The following is a 16,100-nucleotide window of genomic DNA, read 5'->3' as shown; positions in this document are numbered from 1 at the left end:
AAAATCCCCTGTCCTCTTCTCTTTCTTTTCCCTATATAAAGAAAGAAGGCCGGTTTCCTGGGGGAACCGGTCTTCTCTATGGGTTTCCGTCGCAGTCACCCTATTCTATTAATCATCTTCAATGATCATTTCGCTATGACAATTTGCTAGAATGGGCTGCCAGTGACTGGGAGCTTTGCTGATGTCATAAGCGCAGACTGAAAGGATCTCTTTTTCTTTAATTAAAGTATGAGCTATCTTCTCATAATCCTCTATCTTATCGTTCACTTCCTTTTCATCCCCCCACTCAACATGGGCCCATGTACGTATGGGCTTCCTAGTTTCTAGTAATGGATTAATAATTTGAGAAAAATAATGTAGTATGGTTTGTGTATGAAAATCTCCCGTCGACCAGTAAAAGTCATAATTATTGATATAATGAAAATGAACAAGCTGTGCTTGACTTATTTGCTTATCTAATTCATTTTTTATATGAAGAATATTTCTATCATTTTCAACCAACACTACCATTTCTTCATTTCTTATTCCGGAAATAATATACGAAACAACAGATTCAATGTATTTCTTTCTATTAAATAAGTAACAAATATGGAGACCTTCTTCTTTTTTCCATTTGTTTACAACCGACATCAACGAAACATTCATATTTTTCCCCTCTATTATAAAATAATAAAAAAGCCAGCATAAAAATAGGAGAAACTCCCCTATCCTTATACTGGCCTTAAAATCTAGCTTCATCTATCTAGAGTCCATTAACCTTCACTTTATACTTTTTTAAAAAATTGTCAGATTCAGGCAATTAACCTTCACCCATCTTAAATATAAACGATTAGCTTAGTATTTACAATGATTAAATTTTTATAATATTTATGATATGTTAAAATAGATAATTAGATAATACGTGGTGCGACGAACGGTATCGCTTCACGCCTCTCGATCTCACTTCTTACGTATAACGAACGGATTTCCAATTATAGTAATCTTGAATGCTGCGTTCCCAAACTCATTTAAAAAATGGGGCATCCACCCGATGCTCCTTTTAAAATTGTCATTATCTAGATTTATTTTTCTCTTCTCTAACAGATAAAACCTGCACTTCTGCATCGTATTGAAGGCGAATCTTCTTTCTAGCCTCTGCGGGTGTTCTGGCGATCACTGGCTGAGTCCTTTTTTCTCCCAATACCTCCATCTCAACAAGAAAGCATTTGCTGCCGCATCTCAAGTGAATTCCTCCTTTTTAAACTCTTACATTCGAGTGAGCGCCCTTTTATATGATGAGTCTCCTTAAACTTCTCCTATCATGATATGCTTCATTAGCTTATTTCTGCAACCATGGTAAAATGAGGTATCTATTCATTTTTTTCAAAGGAAGGTTTAACCTGATGATTTATTTAAAAAGCTTCAAACTTTCCCCTCATACAGTGAAAAACCCAAATGCCTATCCATACAATGTGTTCAAAAATGTAACGGGAGAGGTATTTGTGTTTCATAACATTACCGTTTTGTATGGGAACAACGGTTCCGGCAAGTCGACGCTGCTAAATTTTATTGCCAACAAGCTGGATATTAAAGGAGCTGAGAGCCTTACTAACGATTACCCTCAGGATTTCCTGCAAGATTGTACATACCAGCTAGGTCAATCGAATAGTGAGGGGGAGTGCAATCAAATACCGCGTAATAGTATGTACATCAAAAGCGAAGACATATTATATGAGATTAAGAAGGTTCAGCAGGAAGCCGTTCTTAAGGAAGGTTACTTGTATCAGCACGCTAAGCTGGGCTATACGAAAGAACAGCTGGAAGAGTTGAAACACTCTTACCAGATGTACAAACAAATTGAAATTATGAAGTTTGCCAATGAGAAGTATTCTAACGGAGAGACATCCATGCAACTTTTTGATGAATATCTTGCGCCAGATGGCTTATACTTGCTGGATGAACCTGAAACATCTCTTTCCCCTGCAAACCAAATTATCTTATCAAAAGAAATCAATGAACTGGCAAGATTCTTTAACTGTCAGTTTATTATCGCGACCCATTCTCCATTTATGCTGGGAACACTGCATGCAAAGATTTATAATCTGGATGCTCCCCTTTTGAGAACAGATAAATGGACTGAACTTGATAATGTAAGATTTTTCTATGATTTTTTCAAAGAACGGAAGAATGAATTTGAAATATAGGCGTTTTGGCAAACGAAAAAATAGGAACCAACGAAAATGGTCGGTTCCTTTACTATTTTTAGATGAAACTATTAAGCTCATAAACACTAAGAAGCCGTTGGCGTTGTTCGCTCAACCTTCCTTGAGCCTCCTAATGTCTTTCAATAATGGTTGAACGCGACCTCAACACAAGTTCGCCTTTTTCATTGATATACTCTTTCTTAAGAATAATAAAGTTCATAGCGGACTTTGTGTAAGCATCTTCCACTATTGAACGAACAGTAAGAGTATCACCCGCTTTAATCGTTCCGATATATTCATATTCCTGCTCACCATGAAGGACCTTTTTCGCATTAATCCCCAGCTCAAACCAGCCTTCAAAGCCCCCTCCCCAATACTCGATAATCGTAGGGAATGTTGGCAATAACTTTTCACCCGTTAGATATTCCTCTTTTACATCGCCAATTGCTTGGGCAAGCTCTCTTACTTTTACAGCTTCCAACTTAAAGGTGTACTCATCTAATTTCTTTCCAATTAAATTTTGTAATGATACAGCCAACTCTGTTCACTCCTTAAGCGTTAATAGTTTTATATGTAATGCCCGCCATCCACGACAATATTCTGGCCTGTTACAAAGTTTGCGCCCGTTATTAAAGACACAACCACTTCTGATACATCTTCTGCATAGGCAGCTCTGCCTAGAGGGGTTCCCTTAGAAAGTTTTTTTGCAAATTCCTCTTTCCCATCCATCCACCTTGTTAACACAACCCCTGGTGCTACGCTATTGACCCGCACTTCTGGTGCTAATACGCGGGAAAGTGATTTTGTTAGACTGATAGCAGCAGCTTTTGAAGCCCCATATGCGATCGAACTTCCACCGCCAACTAATCCTGCTACCGAGGTGATATTAATGATACAGCCTTTGTTTTTTCTTAGTTCATCGGCTGCTGCACGACAAGTAAAAAAGATTCCTTTTACATTCACATCCATCACTTGATCCCAATGTTCTTCTTTTAGTTCATCTAGGTTCTGATGAGGAATAAAAGTAGTGGTTCCCGCACTATTAACGAGATAGTCAAGTCTGCCAAATTTATTGATTGTTTCTTCAACCATACTGCGAACTTGCTGATCATCTTTCACATCAGCTTTGTAAACAAGTGCCTCCACACCCAATTCCCTAACCTCGTCAGCAGTTTTTCTTGCATCCTCTTCTGACCTAGAATAATTAATCGTAATAGAAGCTCCTAATCTAGCTAAATCAAGTGCGACTGCACGGCCAATTCCTGTAGCAGATCCTGTCACAAGCGCAACCTTCCCGTTTAAATCCATCTCCATTCACCCTCCCATTTCCGGTTATTTTTCTTTTACTAAAAAAAGTGCTTAAATTACTTTAGCAGTTACTTTAACATTTGTCAAACTATTTAGAAAATAAAGAATATCAATATGCCCTTTTTTGAATCCCCATAAAAAAAGAGTGAATGATCACTCTTTTTCATAGCTTACTAGACATCTTGCTTTCTCTTATACTCACTTCGAGATTTGCGGCTTCATAGTGGACCATTTCCCCATTTTCATAAATAAATCTGTGCTCTAACTCATGATGGCCAGCTAGGATCTTGGGCAGATAGTGTTTCATATTGCTGACGACACCTTTATTATTAGGTTCTAAAATCCAATCGATATCTTTCCAAGCAAGTATTCCTTCTTCTACCTGACAAGGAGTATTCATACTTGGTACAGATGGTAATTCAGCCATAAATACATACATTCCGGAATCCCCTCTATTGCTTTGCCAGATGACGTTTCCGGAGTATATTACTTTTTCAAGCAAAATTCCCGTTTCCTCATAAGCTTCTCTTATGACTCCCTCGAATGGAGATTCATTCTGTTCAATTTTCCCTCCAACACCATTCCACAGCCCCATGTTTGGTGCTTTATTTCTATTTAAAAGAAGTATGTTATTGCGATATTTTATTAAACAAAGTGTGTAAGGCAGCATTTTTTCCCCTCTTAATGAATCAAATTCTCTGACAAAGTTATTACTCTGTTAAAACTGAATAGTGATTTTATTGTGTTTGAAAATAGACGGAAAAATTCCCTTTAAATTAGGAAATACTCATATTTCCCTAAAAATAGAGGGAGTTTTTCCAGTTATATGATCCAAATCCTTGGATTTGGTCTTTTTTAGAGAAGTTAACGGGAATTTCTCCACTTAAATCTGCTCCTTTAGCCTACTCTCAGTGCATTAAAGGGAAATTCTCCCCCTATGAATTCTCATACCTATTAAAGTTACCATTAAAAGCTTATTTCCATTACCCATTATATCAACATTTTAACATTCGACTGTGTTTTTATGTGAGTGTTTACAAAAAAAGGTACCAGGTACACCAGAAAGACAAATTACGCAATTTGTCCACGGGTGGTACCTGGTACCTGATTTTAGATGATGTCTAGTTTTTTTAGGATGGCTTGTATTTCACCGAGTTGTTCTTTGTTCAGGTCGCGGACAGGCGGCAGTACTTTTGTAGATACATCGAGTCCTGCCATTTTCATAGCTTCTTTCGCAACGCCGACAAATGGTGTAGCGATTTTGTACAGCAATGGTAAATGAGCTACCTTTTTCTGCAGTTCCATCACTTTTTCGAAATCGTTGTTTCTAAACGCCGCATATAGGCCGACGGTTAATTGCGGAGCAAAATTGGCCGTTGCTGGGATCACTCCGTCTCCTCCAAGAGACAAGGTATTCAATAAGTGATCATCAAAGCCTGCCAACACAGAAAAATGCGGATGCTTAGACTTTACCTTTAGAATCATCTCACGTATATGCCCCGCTAGATCGATTGTCTCTTTAATGCCCACAATATTGGAATGAGCGTCAACTAGGCGCAGTACTAAATCAGGCGACAGATCCTGCCCCGTTAGCTGCGGGAAGTTATATAATACAATCGGTAAATCTACAGAGCTGGCAATCTCACTGTAGTGTTCGAAAAGAAACTCTTCCGAAAGCTGCAAGTAGTATGGGTTAATGACTACCACTCCATCTGCCCCAACCTCTTTACTATGTAAACTTAAGTCAATCACCTCACGCGTGCTCGGACTTCCTGTTCCAATTAACACAGGCAGCCGCCCATCCACATAATTCACGCAAAATTCGGTGATCTCTTTCCTCTCTGCAAGGGTCATTTGACTAAATTCGCCGCCAGTACCTAGGAAAAACAGCCCGTCCACTTTTGACTCAATAAGGAAATCGATTAACTTTCCCATTCCCTCGCGGTCAAATTCCCCCGAGCTATTAAAAATCGTGGATACCGGTGGGATAACCCCCTTGAATAAAACCTCACTAGTCGCCATAAAACCCCTCCTCATTTTAGAAAAATCAACATTTTTGGCTTAATACACTTTTATTAACCAAATACTTCGGCTCTTTCCCTTCATACACATCCAAAATATTGCCGATTGCACCTTCTCTGATTTCAATGAAAGCTTTTTCCGAATACCAAGCGGCATGCGGACTCAAAATCACTTGATCCATCTCACGTAGAATATGATCTTGTGGAAGTGGTTCTGTTTCAGTCACATCTAACCCACAACCAGCAATCCTGCCTTCTTGTAATGCGGAAATCATAGCTTCTTCATCAATAATTGGCCCTCTTGCCGTATTAATGATATAGGCCGTGTTTTTCATCATCGCAAATTCTTTTGTGGAAATTAAATGCCGCGTTTGTTCAATCAATGGAACATGCACGGAAATGAAATCACTGCTGGCTGCTAATTCATGCAGCTCAGCTTTTACCACACCTTTTTGTGCCATTGCTTCACGATCAACAAACGGATCATACGCCATCACTTGATAACCAATGGCTTTCAGTTTTTCAGCTAATCTTACCGGAATTTTTCCAAAGCCAACTAGACCAACAATTGCATCAGAAGCTCTTAAGGGAATCTGGACCTTTTTGAAATCCCAGCCGCCTTGCTTCGTTTGTCTATCATAATCAAACAATCTGCGGGCACTTGATAAAATAAACGCTAGTGCGTGGTCAGAAACTTCGTCGATACAATAATCATTGACGTTTCCTACCATTTTGCCAAGCTTAGTCGCTGCCTCTACATCAATCATATTCACGCCAATTCCATATCGGGAAATGACTTTTGCATTCTCTGCTGCTTTTAGGACATCCTCATCAATGTCCGCATACAACACAAGGATTGCATCTGAATCCTTGACGTTTTCGATAATCGTTTCCTTATCTTTTGTTTGTAAAACTTGAAATTCAATTGGTTTTCCCTCGATGGATCGTTGGTTAATCCAATGCTCCTCAATACTTAAATCATCCCACTCATGGTCAACTAGCGTAATTTTAAAAGTCTTTTCCATTTGAATTCCTCCTAAAAAACGATTAGATATACGATAGATAGGCAATTAGGAAACACTAATTGCCTTTCTAGTTATCATAGAAAAATTAATGATATTCCAGGGACGTAGGTAATAATCAATAAAACTAGGATTAGCGCTAAAAAGCCCGGCATGATTTTTTTGACGATCTGCTCTATTTTTAGACCCGAGATACCAGAAGCGACAAATAAGTTTAACCCTAGCGGCGGTGTGATAAAACCAAGGCTCAAGTTCACAATCATGATAATTCCAAAATGAACTGGATCTACCCCTAAACCAGTTGCTAACGGAAGAAGAATCGGTGTTAAAATGATCACCGCAGCAATGGTTTCCATAAATGAACCTACAACAATTAACAGCAAGTTCACGATTAGTAAAAAGATAATAGGGTTGTCTGATATCGACGTTACCGCTTGCGCAATTTGATTTGGAATTTGCTCTAATGCTAGTATTCTTCCAAAAATAGCTGCTGCAGCAACAATAATCATAATTGTACCTGTTGTAATGGAAGAATCCATTGTTACTTTGATAAGATCTTTCCATTTCAATTCACGGTATACGAACATACTTAAAATGAAACCATAGATAACCGCGACGACAGCAGCTTCCGTTGGCGTGAAAATCCCGCCGTAAATCCCACCTAAAATAATAACCGGCATTAATAACGCCCATTTACCTTCATTAATCGCTTGCAGGCGTTCTTTCATATTTGCTTTTGCACTTTTCTCAAACTTGTTTTTCTTTGCATATAAAACTGCCCAAGTTATTAATCCAAGTCCCATCAGGACACCTGGCATGATTCCGGATAAGAACATATCTCCAATTGAAACGTTTGCAGATACACCATAAATAACCATTGGAATACTCGGAGGAATAACAATTCCGATCGTACCTGCTGCTGCTACAACGGCAGTGGCAAATGCTTTGTCATACCCTCTTTTTACCATTTCTGGTATCATAATTGAACCAATCGCAGCTACTGTTGCCGGACCAGATCCGGAGATGGCAGCGAAAAACATCGCAGTTAGGATGGCAGCAATCGCAAATCCACCAGTATAATGCCCTACAAATGAATTGGCTACTTTAAACAGTCTTTGCGAAATTCCACCTTTCCCCATGATGTCTCCAGCTAAAATAAAGAACGGGATGGCCATTAAAGGAAATGAATCGTTCGCAGTAATCAGTACTTGGGTAATTAAATTGAAAGGTAAATTAATATCTGTCATGAGGATCGTAAGCACACTTGCTAGAATAAGAGAAAATCCAACTGGTACAGATAACAACAAGAAAATTATTAAACTGGCGAATAAAAAGATCGCTGGCGACATCAGCTTCCCTCCTCACTGTTGTGCATCCATAAATTGATGGAAGCTTGAATTAGTCTAATCGTGGACAAGAAAAACCCCACCGGCAAGGATAAATATACCCACCACATAGGCAATCTTAGGTTAGCAGATGTTTGTCCAAACATTTGCATTTGCATTACAAGAACATATCCTTCCCAAACGAATAGAGCCGCGACGACAAACACTAATAAATAAGTAATCTGTCTGATCAACTTTTGTAAAATTTTTGGTAACAGATCTAGTACAATATCAATGCTTATATGTTTGTTTTCCTTAAAACCTACCCCTATTGTCAAAAAGATAAGCCAAATAAATAAATAACGTGATAGTTCTTCTGTCCACGTAATGGAATCTCCAAAAACGTATCTTGAAACGACCTGTAAGAAAATTAGCACGGTCATTGTGATCATAAAAAGAGCAATGATTAACTTTTCGGAGTAACGATCGATATTTCTAATGATGGCCATCCCATTCCCCCCAAACTCTACATTTTTTCTAAAAAAGGAGCATTTTTCAATGCTCCTCCTTTAAATCTTGTCATTACAATCCTACATCTTCCATCAATCTATCAAAAATGTCTGCTCCAACTTCTGCTTTAACATCTTCATAAACAGTGCTCATTGCTTCTTGGAAGCCTTTCTTTTGCTCATCTGTTAATTCTGTATATTCCATTCCTTCGCCTGTTAACAGATCAAGTGATGCAGCTTCATCTTCTTGAGACAATTGTCTGTTATAATCTCTTGTTTCAACTGCAGCATCCATAACAACCTTTTGAAGATCTTCTGGAAGGCTGTCATAGAAGTTCTGGTTGATTAGTACTGGCCATGGTGAATATAGGTGACCAGTAAGTGAAAGATGCTTTTGAACTTCATAGAATTTCATAGAATACATTAATGAAAGTGGTGTTTCTTGTGCATCAACTGTTCCTTGCTGTAATGCTGCATAAAGTTCTGTAAATGCGATTGGAGTTGCGTTAGCTCCAGTAGCAGACCAGAATTTAATTTGCATTGGACTTTCTAATGTACGAATTTTAAGACCCTTCATATCGTCAACATTTGCAATGGGTCCCTTATTATTTGTTAAGTGACGGAAACCATTTTCCCAGTAAACTAGACCTTTGATGCCTTTATCAGAAAGAGAGTCAAGAATTTCTTGTCCAACTTCTCCATCTAATACTCTGTGTGCTGTTTCATGATCTTTAAATAGGTACGGTAAATCCCAAACTGCCATGCTAGGTGAGAACGCTACCAATACAGCTGAAGAAGGAAATGCCATTGTTAAGTTGCCTAGCTGAATTGCTTCAACCATTTCTCTTTCCCCGCCAAGCTGACCATTCGGATAGATTTCAACTGTGATTTTGCCATCGCTGTTTGTTTCAACTAACTCTTTGAACTTTTCAGCAGAATCCTGTGCAAAGTGATCTTGCGACGCCGCGTGACCCATTTTAATTACATAAGACTCAGCCTCTGCTTCACCTTCTGAACCCCCATTGCTGCTCGCACCTTCTGAACTTGAAGGCGGCTTAGAACATGCTGCCAATAATACGGATAATACGAGTAAAACCGCTAGAAAAAGATTTCTTTTTTTCATAATTGACACTCCCCTTTTTGTTTATATTTATTTACTCTTAGCTAATTCTTGTGCAACTGGGATAATCCAGTCTTCTTGTCCGCCAACAGCGCCCATCTCTGCAATTTTTGTTAAGATGTCTCGTGGGTCTACCCCATATTCTTTACCAGCGCGTTCTGCGAATAATAAGAAGGAAGAATATACTCCCGTATAGCCAAGAGTTAAGCTTAGTCGATCGATTTGTACTGGTCTAACCATCATCGGTTTCATGACGTTTTCTGCAGCATCCATTGTTTTATAAAGATCCATATTATGTGGAATGTTTAATTTATTCATTACTGCTACTAATTGCTCGAGCGCAGCATTCCCAGCTCCAGCTCCCATTCCTGCAAGACTTCCATCAATTCTTGTTGCACCTTCTTCAATCGCTACGATTGAGTTGGCAATTCCAAGTGATAGATTGTTATGAGCGTGGAATCCAATTTCTACATTTAAATTCTCTTTGAAAAGTGATACTCTTCGACGAACGCCATCCATTGTTAAAGCCCCTGCAGAGTCAACAACATATACTGTTTGTGCTCCATAAGACTCCATTTTCTTTGCTTCTTCTAAAAGGTTTTCTGGAGTTGTTCTGTGTGACATCATTAGGAATCCGACAGTGTCCATTCCTAGAGAAAGTCCTGCTTTAATATGCTGCTCAGAAACATCAGCTTCTGTACAGTGTGTTGCCACACGTACAACGGAAGCTCCTAAATCACGAGCATTTTTCAAATCATCAATGGTTCCAACTCCTGGTAAAAGAAGGACCGCCACTTTTGCATTCTTTGCGTTAGCTACTGCTGTTGAAATAATATCGGACTCCGTTTCTTTTGAAAAACCGAACTGAAGAGAGCTTCCGCCAAGTCCATCACCATGTGTCGCTTCGATAATATCTGCCCCAGCTTCATCTATTAATCTAGTAAGCTCAGCAATTTGTTCTTTTGTATACTGGTGAGAAATTGCATGCATTCCGTCGCGAAGTGTTACGTCATTAATAGTAATTTTTTTAGTCATTATGCATTCTCCTTTACAAGCATTGATGCTGCGATTACTTCTGCGGTACGAACAGCTGCAGATGTAATAATATCAAGGTTTCCAGAATATTTTGGAAGATAATCTCCAAGACCTTCAACTTCCACAAATACTTTTACAACTCCATCTTTGATGACTGGATCTGACATTAAATGATAGCCTGGTACATACTCTTTTACGACCTCTACCATTTTCAAGATAGAATCGTTAATTTCTTGTTCTTTACCTTCATAGTTTCCTTCTAATTTAGCAAACACTGTATTTCTCATTAAAATTGGAGGATCAGCAGGATTTAACACGATTAGTGCTTTCGCTTTCTTTGCTCCGCCGATTTTTTCTAGTGCATTTGCCGTTGTTTCTGTGAATTCGTCAATGTTCTGTCTTGTTCCAGGACCTGCACTTTTACTTGAAATCGAAGCAACAATTTCACCATACTCAACTGGCACTACATCAGAAATCGCTTTCATAATTGGCACAGTAGCTTGCCCACCACATGTAACCATGTTTACATTATCATGTGAATTGATCATTTCTTCGTCAAGACTTACAGCTGGAACACAGTACGGTCCAACAGCAGCTGGTGTTAAGTCAATCACTTTTTTACCAAGCTTTTTAAGGATTTCTGCATGTACAAGATGTGCTTTTGCAGAAGTTGCATCAAAGACGATATCCGCAAGCTCTGGATTTTCTTCAAGTCCTTTAATTCCATAATCAAAAGTCTTGATTCCATTTTCTCTCGCTAAAGCCAAACCTTGTGATTGTGGATCTACCCCAATCATGACAGCAGGGTTAAGCACTTCACTTCTTAATAGTTTCTTCATTAAATCTGTTCCAATGTTTCCAGAACCAATCATTGCGACATTAATTTTTTTCGTCACTTGTTATGTCATCCTCTCTTAATTGAATTACTGCGCTTTTATAAAATTCTCTAGCAGCAAGCAAATGTTGTTCTAATTCCTTTTGAGCTTTTTCAATTTCTTGGGATTTGAGCCACTGAACCATACTCGTATGTTCCTCAATGACGACAATTTGTTTGGCCATTGTGAAATCTGTTGTTACTTGAATCAGCGTTTTGATTAGACCGCTCAAGGCTTTCCATGCTTGAATTAAGCTTTTATTTTCAGTCAACTTTACTAATAGAAAGTGAAAGCTTAAATCTCCCTCGACTTCGCGTTCCCCTCGTTCCAATGCCGCAGACATCACATCCACATATTGCATCAGTTCGGCCTCTCCCTTTTCAATCGCTTCAGGAGTTAACTGCGAGATGGCATATTTTTCAATGTTAATTCTGAGATTATACAAATTCTCAATATCCTTCTCTGAAAAACCCTCAACAGTCGTTCTGCCGTTTGGCGGTGTCGAAACAAGTCCCTCATTTTCAAGTTGAACCATTGCCTCCCGAATCGGCCCTCGGCTGATTCCAAATTCCTTTGATAAAACAGTTTCCTTCAAATGAGTTCCTGCCTTAATTTCTCCTAGCATGATCCTTCTTCTTAAAATATTAAGAACTTGATCACCCATCTTCTGTTTATCGACAATTTTCGTGTTATACATAGTCCCAACTCCAAAGTGTTAACAGTTAACTGTTTATAATATACATTGAAAGCGCTTTATACGTCAATAGTATTTTTAAATTTTTCTAAATTTAATAGATTTTAAGATTTTTTACTCCTTAGTGAAATATTTCACAATTATGTTTATTGAAAAATGTCGTTTTTTGTAAAAATTGTTGTGTTTAGGTGACTTTTAAATACCGAATAAGACAAAAAAAGCCCGTTCCCCTGGGCAGTAACGCTTTACTCTACCGGGGGGGCCCTTTTTTGAAGGTGGCAAAACTCATACAGAACGTTTCATTGTCTGCACTGGGTATAGACACATTTCAAACAATTTAAAACCACAACCTATTAACTAGTCTAATAAGACATGCTATTATGTAGATAGTGCAAGCTTGTGGATAATAGATGAGGTTATCTCAGAACATGGTATTAATCATCATTTTTTATCCAGCCACCGAACGAAATGATAATAGATACCTAGAATACAATCTTTGGAAAGGATTCACAATGAACAACAAATCGATACATTTGCCAAGCCAGCTACCACAACTTAATCGAAGGAATATCCAACATGATATGATAGCCGGTTTAACCATTTTTATCATGCTCGTCCCCCAAGGGATGGCTTATTCCATGCTGGCCGGCCTTCCACCTGTCATGGGATTATATGCTTCGACGATCCCGTTATTTATCTATGCTTTGTTTGCTTCTTCAAGGCATTTATCGATTGGTCCTGTTGCAACCACTTCTTTACTTGTTTTTACAGGAGTTTCAGTGTATGCCGAACCACAATCAACGAATTATATCTCACTTGTTTTAGCTCTAACCATCATGGTAGGGGCCATACAACTTTTATTTGGACTTTTAAAAGTAGGCTTTATTGTAAAATTCATCCCTCATTCTGTATTAAGCGGGTATACATCAGCTGCTGCGATCGTCATTGGAGCAAGTCAGTTTAAGCATCTGCTTGGTGTAGAGATTTCTGATCGTTTACAAGTCCACCTTCTATTGTTCGAACTCATTAATCATGTCCAGGAAATAAATCCATACACGGTTATGATCGCAGCAGGAAGTATTGCGATGCTTCTTGGATTAAAAAAAATAAAAGGGATACCTGGTCCTTTTCTTCTGGTTATTTTATCCATTATCCTTGTATCCTTTTTTCACTTACATGATAAAGGGGTGCGAATTGTTGGGAGTGTTCCGAACGGCCTTCCAACATTATCCCTGCCCGCCCTTTCTCTCGACACCTTCAGAATGCTATGGCCTATGGCCTTAACCATTGCGATCCTAAGTTTTATGGAGTCGCTTGCCATCGCTAAAGCAGTGGCACGAAAGGCAAAATATAAGATCTATCCTAACCAGGAATTGAAGGCATTAGGGATTGCAAATATCATTGGAGCTTGTTTCCACTCCTACCCGATAAGCGGCAGTTTTTCAAGGACAGCTGTCAATAAGGAAGCTGGTGGAGTGAGCCAGCTAACATCTGTCATTACTGGCATTTTTGTCCTGATTACGATTCTTTTCTTTACTTCATTCTTCTATTATTTACCAAGTGCAGTACTCGCTGCCATTATCGTCGTATCGGTTTATAAATTAGTTGATATAAGTGAAATGAGACATTTGTTTAAAGTAAATCCTTTTGAAGGCTGGACGTGGGTCGCGACTTTCACGATTACGTTATTGGTAGGAATTCAGTGGGGTATTCTCTTGGGCTCTATTTTTACACTAATGCTGATTTTAATGAATAGTACACGACTCAATGTGGTTGAGTTAGGATATGTAGAAGCAAAGAAAGCTTTTCGAAATGTTAGTCGCTATCCAGAAGCCAATACGTTAGATGACGTATTATTGATTCGAATCGATTCATCCCTTCACTTTGCCAATAGCTCTGTTTTAGATGAAAAAATCAGAGGATTTCTTCGTCAAAAACCAGAAACTCGCTATTTGATCATGGACATGATCGCCGTAAATGACATCGACACGATCTCCGTTGAAACGCTCGGTGAACTAATTGAGTATTACCAGGATGAAGAAAAAATCACTTGCCTATTTGCAAATATGAAAGGATCGATTCGTGATAAAGTCAATAAGGCAGTGTGGCGGACCAACTACAAAGAATCGATTAACTTAAATTTAGAAAAGTTACTAAAAGAAAAAGGCTTCAACTATAAAAAGCCACAAAAGTCATACATGGATGTGTTTGATTATCAGATTTGATTTGAGGAAAAACCTCAGAGATTTTGGAAAAGCCCAACTATCTTGAAAGTTAGTTGGGCCTTTAATTGCATCCAAAATTCAAAGCTTGTTTGTATACTCAAGAATGAAAGACATTTTACGGTCTGGCGCCTAATTGATAAGAGCCTATTCCCGCTGCAGTAACTCTTTACTCTGCCGGGAACAGGCCCTTTCTTTATAGGATATATCCTTATTTTTGATATACTTCAGTCCTCAACACAGTCTTTAGGACCTTTCCAGCCCCATTTCGAGGCAAAGCGTCCAAAAATTCAACTTGCTTTGGTTTTTTATAGGAAGCTACCCAACTTTGACAGTATCCAATCACTTCCTCCTTTGTCAACTGCTTTCCAGGCTTCATGACAATATATGCTTTGACACTCTCACCCCAATCAGGGTCAGGAACTCCAATTACCGCGGCTTCGAGAATATCTGGGTGACCATATAAAACTTCCTCTAATTCTTTTGGGTAAATATTTTCACCTCCGCTTATTATCATATCTTTCTTACGATCTACGACATAAATAAAGCCTTCCTCATCCATGCGGACCAAATCGCCGCTGTGGAACCATCCCCCTTTAAAAGCATCCTTCGTTGCTTCTGGATTTTTATAGTATTCCTTCATGGTAGTTGGTCCTTGATAGACAATTTCCCCTATTTCTCCAACAGGCACATCATTCATTTCATCATCGACAACGCGAACTCTTACATTAATAGAAGGTTTTCCTACGGAGTCGGTCTTTCTTAGTGAGTCGTCCCCGGTTAAATAAGTTGCAGCCGGGCTCATTTCCGTCTGTCCGAACGCTTCAAGAATTTCAGCATTTTCAAAGACTTCCATGATTCTTTTCTTGATCTCTAAAGGGCAGATGGCTCCTCCCGTTGCACATGTAACCATTGAACGAACATCATATTCCTCAAAATTAGGCACCTGAAACAGAAAGTTCCACATCGCCGGGACCATGAACATTGAGTTAATTCTTTCATTTTGAATCGTTTCCAAAACAACTTTAGGATCAAATTCACGCTGTAAATGAATGGTTCCTTCTAATAAACAATTTTGTACAAGTGTCGCCAATGCCGCAACATGAAACAATGGAGCATTAACAATCTGCTTAATCCCTCTCCTTGGATTAGCATGATAAAGCCGATTCAATCCATTTACGTACAAATTTTTATGCGTTAAAACAGCTCCCTTGGGTTTACCTGTCGTACCAGAAGTGTAAATAATGGCGTGTGCATCATCATCATTAAGATCTACGTTTTGAAGGTTTGCAGCAGCATGGTAGATCGATTCATAAGTGATAGTATCTTTACCGAGGTTAAGGTCTGGAGCTCCAACCGTAACAATCATTGTTACTTTTGGAAGATGATTAATAATTGGGGTGATTCTATCAATAAACTCTTCCTCAACTAATAAAATTTTTATATCTGACTGATTAATAATGTATTCGATCTCTTTAGAGACTAGACGGAAGTTTACAGGAACGAAAACACCCCCGCTTAGACTAGTACCAAAATATAATTCGGCAAAAGGCATTCCATTTTTCAAGATACAACCAACCTTGTCATCTTTTGCAATTCCTTGTGATTGGAGCCAGCCTGCTAGATGTTTAGCTCGATTAAGAATTTCACGATAAGTTAATCTCGTATCGCCATCTACAAATGCTTCTCGATCTGGTACATTGTGTGCAGCATATTTTAAAGCTTCCCCAATAAGTAATTGTTGAGACATCTTTACTAATTCTTGACCCATTTGAATCTCCCTCTT

The 16,100-nt window shown here is 38.7% G+C and carries 16 protein-coding genes; 2 read left to right on the top strand and 14 right to left on the bottom strand.

The features are described from left to right. Positions 1-108: 108 nt before the first annotated feature. A complete protein-coding gene (locus CZ487_RS11175; protein ID WP_077212247.1) occupies positions 109-645 on the bottom strand; it encodes an MEDS domain-containing protein in 537 nt (178 codons plus the stop codon). Positions 646-1,051: 406 nt separating this feature from the next. Next, complete coding sequence (locus CZ487_RS27145) at positions 1,052-1,222, bottom strand: hypothetical protein (RefSeq protein ID WP_202617827.1); 171 nt, start codon at positions 1,220-1,222, stop codon at positions 1,052-1,054. 160 nt (positions 1,223-1,382) lie between these two features. Here CZ487_RS27145 and CZ487_RS11170 point away from each other — a divergent pair, with 160 nt between their 5' ends. Continuing rightward, entirely contained in the window at positions 1,383-2,183 is an 801-nt protein-coding gene (locus CZ487_RS11170; RefSeq protein ID WP_077212246.1) for an AAA family ATPase, read from the top strand. A 130-nt stretch (positions 2,184-2,313) separates the two neighbouring features. Here the strand turns inward: CZ487_RS11170 and CZ487_RS11165 are convergent, their stop codons facing one another. The 11 genes from CZ487_RS11165 to CZ487_RS11115 form a co-directional block, all read right to left on the bottom strand. After that, positions 2,314-2,721 carry an FAS1-like dehydratase domain-containing protein gene (locus tag CZ487_RS11165; RefSeq protein ID WP_077212245.1) on the bottom strand — a complete coding sequence of 136 codons (408 nt, stop codon included), beginning with the start codon at positions 2,719-2,721 and terminating at the stop codon, positions 2,314-2,316. 29 nt (positions 2,722-2,750) lie between these two features. Continuing rightward, entirely contained in the window at positions 2,751-3,497 is a 747-nt protein-coding gene (locus CZ487_RS11160; RefSeq protein ID WP_237562864.1) for an SDR family NAD(P)-dependent oxidoreductase, read from the bottom strand. Positions 3,498-3,654: 157 nt separating this feature from the next. After that, on the bottom strand, positions 3,655-4,161 hold the full coding sequence (locus CZ487_RS11155) for an NUDIX hydrolase (protein ID WP_077212244.1): 507 nt from the start codon (positions 4,159-4,161) through the stop codon (positions 3,655-3,657). Positions 4,162-4,601: 440 nt separating this feature from the next. Continuing rightward, on the bottom strand, positions 4,602-5,513 hold the full coding sequence (locus CZ487_RS11150) for a dihydrodipicolinate synthase family protein (RefSeq protein WP_077212243.1): 912 nt from the start codon (positions 5,511-5,513) through the stop codon (positions 4,602-4,604). A gap of 25 nt (positions 5,514-5,538) precedes the next feature. Then, positions 5,539-6,537: a C-terminal binding protein gene (locus CZ487_RS11145; protein WP_077212242.1), complete on the bottom strand. Its 999-nt coding sequence runs from the start codon at positions 6,535-6,537 to the stop codon at positions 5,539-5,541. 74 nt (positions 6,538-6,611) lie between these two features. Continuing rightward, positions 6,612-7,883, bottom strand: coding sequence for a TRAP transporter large permease (locus CZ487_RS11140; protein ID WP_077212241.1), 1,272 nt, complete (start codon positions 7,881-7,883; stop codon positions 6,612-6,614). Next, on the bottom strand, positions 7,883-8,368 hold the full coding sequence (locus CZ487_RS11135) for a TRAP transporter small permease (RefSeq protein WP_084783221.1): 486 nt from the start codon (positions 8,366-8,368) through the stop codon (positions 7,883-7,885). Before CZ487_RS11135 ends, CZ487_RS11140 begins: the two co-directional genes overlap by 1 nt. A gap of 73 nt (positions 8,369-8,441) precedes the next feature. Beyond that, positions 8,442-9,491 (bottom strand): TRAP transporter substrate-binding protein, encoded by a 1,050-nt coding sequence (locus tag CZ487_RS11130; protein ID WP_077212240.1) that lies wholly within the window; start codon positions 9,489-9,491, stop codon positions 8,442-8,444. A gap of 27 nt (positions 9,492-9,518) precedes the next feature. After that, positions 9,519-10,523, bottom strand: coding sequence for a 4-hydroxy-2-oxovalerate aldolase (dmpG, locus tag CZ487_RS11125; protein WP_077212239.1), 1,005 nt, complete (start codon positions 10,521-10,523; stop codon positions 9,519-9,521). After that, positions 10,523-11,395, bottom strand: coding sequence for an acetaldehyde dehydrogenase (acetylating) (locus tag CZ487_RS11120; RefSeq protein WP_237562955.1), 873 nt, complete (start codon positions 11,393-11,395; stop codon positions 10,523-10,525). The genes dmpG and CZ487_RS11120 overlap by 1 nt, the downstream gene beginning before the upstream one ends. Positions 11,396-11,402: 7 nt before the next feature. Next, on the bottom strand, positions 11,403-12,095 hold the full coding sequence (locus tag CZ487_RS11115; RefSeq protein ID WP_077212237.1) for a GntR family transcriptional regulator: 693 nt from the start codon (positions 12,093-12,095) through the stop codon (positions 11,403-11,405). Positions 12,096-12,502: 407 nt separating this feature from the next. Between CZ487_RS11115 and CZ487_RS11110 the strand changes: the two genes are divergently transcribed. Then, entirely contained in the window at positions 12,503-14,317 is a 1,815-nt protein-coding gene (locus CZ487_RS11110) for a SulP family inorganic anion transporter (RefSeq protein WP_237562863.1), read from the top strand. Between the two features lie 208 nt (positions 14,318-14,525). On the opposite strand, the gene CZ487_RS11105 is transcribed toward CZ487_RS11110, so the two are convergent. Continuing rightward, complete coding sequence (locus tag CZ487_RS11105) at positions 14,526-16,085, bottom strand: class I adenylate-forming enzyme family protein (RefSeq protein WP_077212236.1); 1,560 nt, start codon at positions 16,083-16,085, stop codon at positions 14,526-14,528. Between the last annotated feature and the right edge of the window lie 15 nt (positions 16,086-16,100).

It is taken from the genome of Robertmurraya dakarensis (genome assembly GCF_900156875.1).
In the GTDB taxonomy this organism is placed as follows: Bacteria; Bacillota; Bacilli; order Bacillales; family Cytobacillaceae; genus Robertmurraya; species Robertmurraya dakarensis.
Note: the sequence above shows the minus strand (reverse complement) of the source record. Positions and strands in the feature narration are given on the sequence as shown.